Genomic DNA, 10,955 nt, shown 5'->3' on the forward strand with positions numbered 1-10,955 from the left:
CTTAATCTACTCTGACGGCCTGGCCGTCGGCAAGCTTGTGAACTCCGGCAACGACGATGCGTTCGCCGGCGCTGATGCCTTCTGCGATCTTCACGGAACCGCCCTCGACGAGATCCCCGTCGATCTTGATCGCGCGAATGAAGACCTTGCGAGCCGTGGTATCGACCACCCAGACGTTCGGCTTTCCATCCTTCATCAGGATGGATGAAGAGGGCAGCAGGATCATCGGATCCGCAACGACGGTCGCCGTTGCGGTGACGACAGAACCGAGGCGAAACGCTGCTGGCGGATCGATGAGCGTGATTTTCGTGCGTCGCGTGCGCGTCGTAGCTTCGGCTTCCGGTGCGATCTCCCTGACGACACCGCTCGCGCGGATGGTCGGATCCAGCTGGAGAGCGACTTCAAAGGGCGACCCCACCTTGAGCCCATCGAAACTCGCGACGGGTATGTCGATCACCGCATCCCGCTGATCGGGTCGGGCCACGGTGGCGATGCTTTGGCCCGCGGACACGACCTGGCCCACTTCCGCCGAAGTAGCCGTCACGACGCCGTCGAACTCCGCTGCAAGCTGTGTGTATCCCAATTGCTCTTCGGCCTTGTCCAAATTGGCCTGTGCCTTGGCAACCGCGGCACTGGCGCTTCTGCGCCCAAGTTCCGCCTCTTCGTAGGCTGCTTCACTTCCCGATCTGCTTTCAAGCAAGGACCGCTGGCGCTCTTCGGTGGATGCGGCATTTGCCAGCTGAGCCTGGGCGTTGGAAAGCTCGGATTGCGAGCTTTTGACCGCAAGTTCCAGCGACAGCGGATCGATGGCGGCAACGACATCGCCCTTCTTGACGATGTCGCCGACGCTGACTTTGCGCGCGATGACCCGTCCCAGGACCCGAAATGCGAGCTGGGTTTCGATCTTGGCCTCGACCGTTCCCGGCAGGGTCAGCGCGGAGGCCGCGGTTGATTTGACGACAACGGAAAGCACGGGGCGCGCCGGCTCATGGTAAGCTTCATCCTGTTTCTGGCAGGACGTCAGCAGCAATGAGCCAAGGATCGCAAGGCCGGCTGTGATACGGATATTCATTTTGCAGCTCCCTTGTCGTATGTGACGGCCTGGCCTGATCGCAAGAATTTCGTGCCGTCGACGACGACGATCTCGCCCGGAGACACGCCCGTCCGCACTGCGAAGCGACCGGTCTCATAGCCGGAGACGTCGATCTGGCGCAGCGACACGCTCGATGACGCGGGATCGATGATCCAAACGGCCGGCTTGCCGCTTTTTGAGGCCATTGCCGACCACGGCAATTCGATTGCGTCCCGCACGGTGGACCGGAACAAGCCGACGACCGGAGCGCCAAGCTGCATGTCCGATGCGCCTTCGAGACCCACCTTGACCCTGATCGTTCCAGTCGACGCATCGATCGTGGGCGAGATTTCGCGCACGGAAGCTTCTATCTTGTGAGATGGCGCCGAAAGGAGGCTGACGGCGACCTTGTTTTCAAGGTTGCGACCCAAAAAGAGGGACTCGAAGACGTTAAAGACAGCGTCCCTGGGGCCGTCATGCGCAAGCGTAAAGACCAACTGCGCGGCTTGCGCGACCTGCCCCACTTCGGCGTTTCTGGCGGTGATGACGCCATCGGCATCAGCGCGCAACTCCGTATAGGAGAGCGCATCCTGTGCCGTGTCGAGTTGAGCTTGGGCCGACTTCGCGCTTCCCTGGGCAGTCAGCAGCGTTTCCTGGGCCTGATCGAGTGCAGCGCGCGTCGTCACCTGCGTCTTGAAGAGATTCTGCTGGCGGTCGAAGGCCAATTGGGCCTGGGTTTGCTGCGCGAGCGCCGATTGCAGGTTCGCGGTGGCAACATCGAGATCCGCCTTCTGTTCTTCGGCGTCCATGCGCGCAAGCACCTGCCCGGCCTTCACCGACGTCCCGACGTCAACAAGGCGCTCGACGATACGTCCGCTTACCCTGAAGGAGAGGTCGCTTTCGACGCGGGCACTCACCTCGCCGGTAATGGCATTGCTTTCGACGACCGGCGTGACCTTGGCCACGACAGCCTCCACGTTCTTTGGCTTTGTCTCACTCTCGGCCTGCTTTTCGCACGAGGACAGCGCGACCGCGCTCGCACCCAGCCATGCGATGACAAGGATAGTTTTCATGATTTGACCTCTTGCATCCGTTGGCGCGACGAATATTATTGACTGACCCATTAGTCAATAGAATTTGTGTTGACGTCGAACCGTCAATAACGCTCAAGGTGGAATCATGACCGACCTAAAAAAGCCGACGCGCGCGGAGCAAAAGGCCCGCCGCCCCGTACAGATCCTGGATGCCGCATTTGAAGAATTCGTCGAGCGCGGCTATGTCGCGACACGCGTCGAAGATATTGCCAGCAGGGTCGGCGTTACGAAGGGAACCGTCTATGTTTACTTCGAGACCAAGGAACAGCTTTTCGAGGCGATGATCAGGCATATTTCAGGGCCTCTCGAAAATCTGCTGGCAAGCGCAAACGAACTGAAAGGGACCGCCACGGAGCGGCTTCAGGGAAATATCGAGCTCATCTACGACCTCATAATCAAGGATCGCAAATTGCGGGAGCTGATGCGGTTCGTCATTGCCGAAGGTTCGCGCTTCCCGCAGATCGTCGATCGGCACCACGACATATTTATCGATCCCCTCGAGCGTCAAATGCAGTCGCTTATCGACGAAGGGGTAAAACTCGGGGAGTTCCGGCCGGCGCCGGCGGCGTTCTGCGACGCAGTCGTGGCGCCCGCCATCGCCTTTCTATTCTTCAAGCTCCTTTTTGACGAGCGCCGGGCTCTGGACAAAAGCGTCTATCTAAAAGCGCATATTGATCTTGTCATGCACGGGCTGCTGACCTGATCCATCGCTCTTGCCGAAGAAAAAGCTGACAAACTTGAGCCTTGAATGACAGGAGATCGCTATTTGCACACGGTGGTGAGCGCGGCCATCATATGGAACGCTCTATGTTTGGACATGTCTCAATGGCAACCGAATTTCGACCGCCAATCCAGGACCCTGCTGATCGACGATAAGCGCCTCGCCGCCATGTGCTCTAGCTATTCCGCGCACAACAGAAAGACCCAGTCCCGAACCGCCTAAAGCGCGTGTCCGGGATTCATCAGCTCGCCAAAATCGCTCGAAGGCACGCTCGCGGCCTGTATCCTTCAACCCTGGCCCATTATCCGCGATCCGTATGAAAGCGTGATCCGACGTCTGCCCGGTGTGCAATTCGACCTTGCTGCCTGGCGCATAGCGGCGACAGTTTTCCAGCAATGCCAACACGGCTTGGCGGATCTTGGTCCGATCAGCCATCGAGACCGCCGGCGCGAAATATCCGTCCAATGTTATTCCAGCACGCCTCAGTTCCTCCGCGATGGATTCGAGGATGCCCCTCACCTCGCTTGCCAGATCAATCGTATCGAGTTCGAGATCCAGCTTTCCGGCGCTGCTCAGCGCCAGCGTGCGCAGTTCCTCGACGATCGTGGACAAATCGTCGACATGTGCAATCAGCCGAACATAAAGATCCGAGCTCGGCTCGAATGTACCATCAAGTAAGCCTTGCAGTCGGCCGCGGAGAATGGTCAGCGGCGTGCGCAGTTCGTGGGCGATGGACGAGTTGGAATATTTGAGCTCAGCCTCCGCTTTGTTCAGGCGCTCCGCCATGGAATTGAAGTCCTCGACCAAAGCGCTGGCCTCGTGGAAAGCGGACCGAACTTTTGGCGCTCTCGCCGTGAAATCGCCCTCGGCGATCGCTCGCGCAGCGGAGGCGACTGCCTCCAGAGGCTCAACTATAGTCTTTGTGAGACGCCAGCCGGCAATGGAGGCCACCATGAGGCCAATCGCGAGGATTACGCCTATCAGGACGAAGTCGCTGATCTGCCATTTGGTTTCATCAATGGCATCGGGATAAAGCCATTGCTCCACCCAAACATAGTAAATGGTGAGACCTAGATAAGTGACGATGAAGGCGATCAGCGCCAGGATGAGCATCGCCCTAACGATGTGGCCGTTCAGTCTCTTAATCATCACGATCACTCAGTTTGTCGGAAGCCTGCGAGAAACAGCCGGATATTAACCAACTGCCGCAGGCAATCCCGATCACAATCAAAGAACGGCAGGATACCACGATGCTCGATGGCGAAGCCGTTCATCTATTACTTCGGTCGTCCTTTTGTCTCAGCGATTGGCGACTTTCTTTGCTGAGCGGGCCGCACCATTCCACGAGATCTCCACGAACTGACAGCGCAACGTCCACAATTATCGCCTTAGATGATTAAGGAAGCTGAGTTGTCGATATGGTTCGTTTTTTGCCCGGAATTTTAATGGTCGCGATGCTGTGTGCCATTGTTTTTTCCGTTCCTCTCGTTACATCGCAAATCCTCACGAACCAAGACGGATTCTCCGTTCTGGAAAGGAGCTGGCATGACTGAATACCCGCGCAAAAGCGGCATTAAAAAATATCCGTTATCAATGCGAATTCTTCATTGGCTGCGTGCAGTTCTGATCCTGGGTTTGCTGGCATCCGGCTTGTACATGACCCGGCTCCCGGAAGATGCCGTCGCCGCCGCCGGCTTTTTCTATCCCAACCACAAGCAGTTTGGCGTTCTGGTTTGGCTTCTGGCATTGGTACATCTCGCCTTGCGCTGGCGATATACGACCTCTCTTCCCAATCCGCCTTTGAACTTGGCGCCTTGGGAAAAATGGCTCGCGCATGTCACGCACCGTCTTATCGTTGTCCTGACATTGATCACTCCATTGCTTGGCTATTCCATGTCGAGCAGCTTCACGCAGAGCGATGGCGTACCTTTCTTCTTCATTTCCCAAATTCCGGAACTCCTGCCCAAGAACGACGCAGCTTTCGCGATATTTCAAACGCTGCATAAGTACAGCGCCTATGTTCTTTTGACCTGTATCCTTCTGCATCTCGCAGGCACATTAAAGCACAGGCTGACGGACAAGGGTGGAGACACGGATGTACTTCCGCGCATGCTGTAGCAAGATGGATGCGACGGATCGCGACTTTCGCCAACGTGTTGCGAGTACAAAAAGACCTGAGATCTATCATCATCGCCAATTACATACGCGCGGCGGTAAGGCTAGGGATAGATGATTTACGCAAGAGGCAATGTCGTTCGGCCCTAAGAAGAATTGAGGCAAGGGCCGAAGCAGCGAACCTCGTCGCTCCTTTGCGGACAAGACGGCATGGCCGATCCTTTGACATACCGTCGTATGTCACGGCCCCGGCCGCTTCATTTTAGAACGCGGACCACGACGCGCTGTCCAATGGCCAAATGTGCGTCGCGGGCGACGGTGATGATGCAGTTTGCCGCTCTCATATCACTTCGGTCTCCGGAATTCTCCGTCGGTTTCGCATGCGACAGCACTTTGGACACTCGACTGATGCGCCCCGAAACGATTTGCGCCGTGCGTCCTTCGGGAAGGATCTCCACACTCATGCCGGGACCGACAAGATCGAGATATTCTTCCGGCACGTCTGCCCGCACAATTTTCGGACCATCTGGCAGCAAGACGAACATCTCGCTCATTGCCTGCGCGGAAACGGCTTCGCCGGCCTTCACCGCCTGGCGCACGACGATGCCGTCGGCCGGCGCCTTGATCGAGCGCAGACTGACCTCACGTTTGGCTATTTCGAGACGCTCACGCGCGATGGTCAGAGCCGTCGCCGCGGAGTTGGCTTCTATCACCTGCGTCTCATAAGCATCACGCGCATCTGCAAGCGCCTGATCCGACACGGCCATGCCGACAGCGGCGCGGCGCATTCTTTCATACGTCTTCGAAAGGTTCTTCTCCTTGATTTCGAGGAGCTTATGGTGATCATCCGCCTGGGAAACCTCCTGTTCGGCGATGCGCGCCGCAGCTTCCTCCTGCCGGCTATCCAGAGCGGCAAGCACGTCCCCTTTGCGCACATAGGCCCCTTCCATCGCCCGTACCTCGGTAACGACGCCATCGCGCACGGCAGTTATTCGATAGAGCCCTCCTTCCACATCGACCGTCCCACGCGCGGCGGCCGCGATTGCCGGCGTGCCTCGCTCGATGGTGTCGGAGCTTTCGTCCGCCTGCGGGACGCCGACGGCCATCCATAAAAGGCCCAATGTCAGGGACGATCCCAACAAGCCGGTCACCCAAAGACGGCGGGAGCGCTTAATTTGATCCATGCCAGTATTCCCGTTTGTCAATGTTTTGCCCGGAGGCAGGCCGTTCATCAGGCAGCAGACGCCCGTCCTCCATCCTCAGGAGGCGATCTGCTTTCGAAAACAGGCGCGTATCGTGTGAAACGCACAGAACCGCGGTTCCCAACTGTCTTGCGGTGTCTCGCAGAATCTCGACGATCCGCTGCCCGTTGCTGGTGTCCAGCGCGCTTGTCGGCTCGTCGGCGAACAGGATGGCCGGCTCCTTGACGATTGCTCTTGCGATGGCGACGCGCTGCTTTTCCCCGCCCGACAGATGCGAGGGCCGCAAGTGCTGGCGGTGCAGCAGGCCGACGCGTTCCAGCGCCTCGAGCGCACGCGCACGCGCTTCGGCTTCAGGGATATTCAGATAGTCCAACGGCACCTGAACCTGTTCGAGAGCCGTCAGAGCAGGAAACAAATTGAAGCCTTGAAAGATAAATCCGCAATTTTTTAAGCGAAACGCATCCCTCTGCGCATCCGTCGACGACGAGAGATCGATTTCACCGGCGCGCAGAAGTCCGCTATCCGGCTTCGTCATGCCGCCGAGCGTCGCCAAAAGCGTACTCTTGCCACAGCCGGAAGGGCCGCTCAGCACCGTGAACTCGCCGCGATAAATCTCGACGGAAATATCAATGAGCGCGCTCGTGCGCACGTTCTGAACGGTGAACGATTTATGGAGATTGAAGGCCGAGATAGCGGACCGCATGAGATCATCTCAACAACGAAGCGGGATCGGCCTGACGCAGCCGATGAATTGCTAAAAGACAGGCTAGAATTGCCACGACGAGCACAACGAGCGAAGCAAGAAGGACAACGACGCCATCAAGCACGAAGGGAACCTTATAGAGCTGCGCAATGAGGGCAATGAGAAGGCTTAGGCCACCGCTTATGATCAAGCCGGAAATACCGACCCAGGCCGCCTGCTCGGCAACAATGGTTCTCAAGCCGCCAAATGGTACGCCAAGCGCTCGAAGCGTGGCATATTGCGGAAGCGCGCCTGCTACGGCAGCCATTAGGGTTTGGCTGGTTATGAGTGCCCCGATGGTGGCGGCAATAAGTGTCGCGAAGATAAAAGCGATGCCGGCACCGGAATCAAACAGCATATAGTTGGTCGACATACTTGCCAGCTGTCCCGAAGGCCAGATCTCGAAGCGTTCGACCGATGCCCTTCGATTGAGGCGCGCGATAACTGCCGATGGATCACTGCCGGCCTTCACATTGAAGAGGAAATACGTTGCAGCGCCGTCATCAGGCAGTGTCGGATCGAGCATGCGCGCGGTATCGAGCGAACTGACGACATTCACCCCGCCCAGACCGCGAAGCCCGTCAATGAGGCCAATGACGCGTACCGTATGGCCATTCACCTCCGCAAGATCGCCAGGCCTGGTGGAAAGTTTGTCGCTGTCCGAAGCATCGACAACCACAGCGCCAGGTTCGCGTAGCTGATTGCGTAGTTCCGCTGGAACGACCCGGGCCAGTCCGACACTGTCGGCTTGCGTCTCGACACCCACGACCGTGACGCTGACGCCGCCATTGCCGCCGGTCGCGCGCCAATCGCCCGATCCTAACAGCAACGGCTCGATATGAGAAACAAGCGGCTCCGAGTACAGGCTCATCAATACGCCAACCTTGACCGTGCGCCCGAGTTCGACACTTTGAGTACCCGGAAAGCCGACCCAATAATTGGCGTCTGACTGGGACACATAAAGCGAGTTCGCGCTCACAATCCCCAACAGAAGTGCCCCCTGAGCCGTCATGAGCAGCCCGGAAAACGCAACCGCCGCAACCGCCGGCAGAAACCGGCGCCACTCATAGAGGAGAGTTTTTCGCGCGATCGGCACGGCCATGATCACATCCGCCTGTCCGACGTCCGCGGGGGGACGTCCTGCTGCGCAGTGCCCGTTGCCTTGTGGAAGGCGATCAGGGCGCGAGCCTCGTCTTCGATGCTGTCGGTCAATGAGGCCCGCAATTCCAGTAGGTCGAGCGCGCCCTTTATGGACTTCGATCCATCTTCAAGACCTTCGCGAACGAGAATGTCGGCACCATTGCGGACCATGGTAACGCGTTTCAACCGCGATCTCAGTTCCGCCGTTCTCTGTCTTGCGGCATTGAACTCTCGCAGTGCCCTTGACGCTTCCTCATAGGCGACAAGAACGACCTGCTGATATGCCAGGCCCGCCTCGCGGAATTTCGCCTCGCTTGCCGCGACGACGTCTTTGCGCCGACCGAGATCGAATATCGGCATTTGCAGCGATGGGCCGCCGGCGACCCCAAACAACGAGTGACCGATCGGAGCGCCAATCCCGATTGTTCCCGAAAGGCGCAATTTCGGATAAAGATCGCTTCTTGCAATACCCACTTGCGCGCCGGCCTGAGCGACTGCGAGTTCGGCTCGCATCACATCGGGCCGTGAGCGCAAGAGATCGGCAGGCCGGCCTTCGATCAGGCTTGTCCGTGCGAGCGGTTGCGGCTGAGGCTTGAGAATGTCTGCGGCCGGAATGGAAGTTCCTTCCAGGGTCGCGATTTGCTGCGCTGCGATGGCGATCTCATTTTCCAATTCGAGGCGCTTCGACCTCGCAGCCTCAAGGCCTAATTTCTGGGGTTCGGTTTCGATTGCCGTGGACAGCCCAACCTTTTCCTTGACGCTCGCAAGCTTTGAATTCTTCTCCAGCAACCCGATCATCTCAACGGCGTCGGCGTGACGTCTCTGGAGTGCCCGAAGGTGAACATAGCTGGCAGCAACTTCCGTCGTTACCGCCAGTCTCACCGCCGCCAGATCCGCGTTCGCGATTGCCGCGCTTAGGTCAGCCGATCTCTGTGTTAGTTTGTCCTGCCCGAAAAGTGCCGCCTCCCAGCTGGCCTCGAGGTTCAATTGCAGCGGACGCCGTGTGAAATCGTTGTTCACCCGAGAGCCGGTCGAGGCATTTGCAAGCGCAATGCCACCGACTTCGGGACGATAGCCGGCAATCGCCGAATGAGCCATGGCCCTTGCCGCCGCGAGATTCTGTCGAGCCTGCGCAACGGTCAGATTGCTGTTGGCAGCGCGAGAGACAAGTGATGACAACGTCCTGTCGTGAAAGCTCGCCCACCATGCGAGGCCACCTGCTTCCGCGCGAGCGACCCCATGCGATGCTCCCGCATAGGCTTTGGGCAAGCGAGGAGGTGTCGCAGGCGGAACTAAATCCATCGTTTGGCAAGCCGGCAATATCAACGTGACGGCCATGATCGACAAGAGATACAGATACTTGAGCTTGCCATTCGATATATGGAGAGCTTCCTTTTTGCCTATGCCGCGCAGTCGGTACGCAATTCTGTAGGATCTGCCGATCATCATCTTGTTACTATGCGATCCATTTCGTGGCCCTGGCGGTCGCATAGGCTTCCAGCCTCTATGCGCATCTCATCAATGTCTTGGTTCGATCTAATTCGTCGTGAGATTAATGGATGTTTCGCCAGATCCCTATCTCGGTATAGAAGTACAATTGCGCGTAGTTTCGAGACCAGTAGGTATCGATGTCGAAGGAAACGACAGCGATACCTGGTCTTTCCGCGATGCGAATGTAGCGTGATATTGGCAGTCTTTGATGGTTGTATTCGACGTCGATATCGGCGGCAGGCATCCATCCGCTTCGCCCTGAAACGGTGACATCGCACCATCCATACTCTCTTGTGCATCCGGACATATGAACGCGGGAGCCTGCCATCACCATTCCGACGGCCGGAAATCGGTCGTTTGGTCCCGATCGAAGCACCACGTCGGTCTTCGAATATTCCATCACAGCTGCATGAACGACCATCGGATATGCCGCCGCCAGAACGCTTGCGAGCAGGATCTGTTTTACTTCGGCCGGGAATTTCATGTTTCGATGGCTTCCTTCTCGACCATATCGCGGTTGCCCATATCTGGAATGTTCCGCAACGATTGCCGGCGATATAGCCCGTTTTTGTGCAGGTTCTGTGGAGGTCGCATGCAGGTCGAGTGAAGACGGCACAGAACAGTGAATATGCGCCCTCCTGTCATGTCAGACGCATGGACAGACACAATTTGCCGGTAGCAGCGGCTTGCCTGCTGACGATCCGCCGCTTTGCAAATTCTCACGCAAACGTCCACGCAATGTCCATGCAACTGTGCTGAGCTTGCGAACGCCTATTACACGACCGACGCTATTGGACGCGAACATGCAAACGCCAGATGAATCCGATCTATTGAAGCTCCTAAGGAGAATTCTTCGCGACGGCATCTATGAGATTTCCGATTTTACGGATGTCGATCGCAAGACGACAAGATTGCTGGCACAAGCGCTGAATCTTCGCGTGATCAGAGAGGATAGCACAGGCTGGAACAATGGTGCGCGCTATGTGCTGACAGATGATGGCCGCCGTGCCCTTGGTTTGCAAATAGACTGGTGGATGCCGGAAGATTTGCGGCGAGCGATCCCTCCGACTTTAAACACCCAGCAAGGTCATCAGGCACGCCCCTGCCAGCCAGAGCCCACGATACGTTCACGGGAAAACAGAGCCCTGCGCATCGCCCTTGAGTGTATTGAGTGCACGCCGGCAATCTGCCTCATTGCCGTGGTCTGTGGCATCATTCTTGTCACGATGGTCGGCGGCCACCTTGTTTCCCATTGAGGCTGTTGCTAACCGAAATCGCCAAGGCGGTATCCTACTCCCCTGACGCCGTTGAGGAGATCGCCGACGCCGGCGGCATCCAACTTCTTGCGCAGCTTGCTCATATGGCTGTCGACGGTTCG

General features: G+C 57.6%; 12 protein-coding genes. 3 read left to right on the forward strand and 9 right to left on the reverse strand.

The window, feature by feature from the left end; genetic code table 11:
* Position 1 precedes the first annotated feature (1 nt).
* Entirely contained in the window at positions 2 to 1,072 is a 1,071-nt protein-coding gene (locus HGP12_RS15610) for an efflux RND transporter periplasmic adaptor subunit (RefSeq protein ID WP_168841668.1), read from the reverse strand.
* Positions 1,069 to 2,145, reverse strand: a complete 1,077-nt coding sequence (locus tag HGP12_RS15615) for an efflux RND transporter periplasmic adaptor subunit (RefSeq protein ID WP_168841667.1) — start codon at positions 2,143 to 2,145, stop codon at positions 1,069 to 1,071. Before HGP12_RS15615 ends, HGP12_RS15610 begins: the two co-directional genes overlap by 4 nt.
* A 106-nt stretch (positions 2,146 to 2,251) precedes the next feature.
* On the opposite strand from HGP12_RS15615, the gene HGP12_RS15620 reads away from it, so the two are divergent.
* Positions 2,252 to 2,869 carry a TetR/AcrR family transcriptional regulator gene (locus HGP12_RS15620; protein WP_168841666.1) on the forward strand — a complete coding sequence of 206 codons (618 nt, stop codon included), beginning with the start codon at positions 2,252 to 2,254 and terminating at the stop codon, positions 2,867 to 2,869.
* Between the two features lie 102 nt (positions 2,870 to 2,971).
* On the opposite strand, the gene HGP12_RS15625 is transcribed toward HGP12_RS15620, so the two are convergent.
* Entirely contained in the window at positions 2,972 to 4,036 is a 1,065-nt protein-coding gene (locus HGP12_RS15625) for an ATP-binding protein (RefSeq protein ID WP_246703403.1), read from the reverse strand.
* A 396-nt stretch (positions 4,037 to 4,432) separates the two neighbouring features.
* On the opposite strand from HGP12_RS15625, the gene HGP12_RS15630 reads away from it, so the two are divergent.
* Positions 4,433 to 5,005, forward strand: a complete 573-nt coding sequence (locus HGP12_RS15630) for a cytochrome b (protein ID WP_168841665.1) — start codon at positions 4,433 to 4,435, stop codon at positions 5,003 to 5,005.
* Between the two features lie 254 nt (positions 5,006 to 5,259).
* Here the strand turns inward: HGP12_RS15630 and HGP12_RS15635 are convergent, their stop codons facing one another.
* From HGP12_RS15635 to HGP12_RS15655, 5 genes are all read right to left on the reverse strand, one after another.
* The gene (locus HGP12_RS15635) at positions 5,260 to 6,186 is read right to left on the reverse strand and encodes an efflux RND transporter periplasmic adaptor subunit (protein WP_168841664.1); all 927 of its coding nucleotides are present in this window, start codon (positions 6,184 to 6,186) and stop codon (positions 5,260 to 5,262) included.
* Positions 6,173 to 6,853, reverse strand: coding sequence for an ABC transporter ATP-binding protein (locus tag HGP12_RS15640; RefSeq protein WP_312862897.1), 681 nt, complete (start codon positions 6,851 to 6,853; stop codon positions 6,173 to 6,175). The genes HGP12_RS15635 and HGP12_RS15640 overlap by 14 nt, the downstream gene beginning before the upstream one ends.
* 58 nt (positions 6,854 to 6,911) lie before the next feature.
* Complete coding sequence (locus HGP12_RS15645; protein WP_168841662.1) at positions 6,912 to 8,048, reverse strand: ABC transporter permease; 1,137 nt, start codon at positions 8,046 to 8,048, stop codon at positions 6,912 to 6,914.
* 2 nt (positions 8,049 to 8,050) lie between these two features.
* Entirely contained in the window at positions 8,051 to 9,265 is a 1,215-nt protein-coding gene (locus HGP12_RS15650; protein ID WP_246703404.1) for a TolC family protein, read from the reverse strand.
* 373 nt (positions 9,266 to 9,638) lie between these two features.
* Entirely contained in the window at positions 9,639 to 10,061 is a 423-nt protein-coding gene (locus tag HGP12_RS15655; RefSeq protein WP_168841661.1) for an SH3 domain-containing protein, read from the reverse strand.
* A 319-nt stretch (positions 10,062 to 10,380) separates the two neighbouring features.
* On the opposite strand from HGP12_RS15655, the gene HGP12_RS15660 reads away from it, so the two are divergent.
* Positions 10,381 to 10,833, forward strand: coding sequence for a hypothetical protein (locus HGP12_RS15660; RefSeq protein ID WP_168841660.1), 453 nt, complete (start codon positions 10,381 to 10,383; stop codon positions 10,831 to 10,833).
* An 8-nt stretch (positions 10,834 to 10,841) separates the two neighbouring features.
* Here HGP12_RS15660 and HGP12_RS15665 read toward each other — a convergent pair.
* Positions 10,842 to 10,955 (reverse strand): winged helix-turn-helix domain-containing protein (locus tag HGP12_RS15665; protein WP_205926486.1); only part of this gene is annotated, 114 nt, incomplete at its 5' end.

This window comes from Rhizobium sp. P28RR-XV (assembly GCF_012641385.1).
Lineage (GTDB): Bacteria > Pseudomonadota > Alphaproteobacteria > Rhizobiales > Rhizobiaceae > Rhizobium.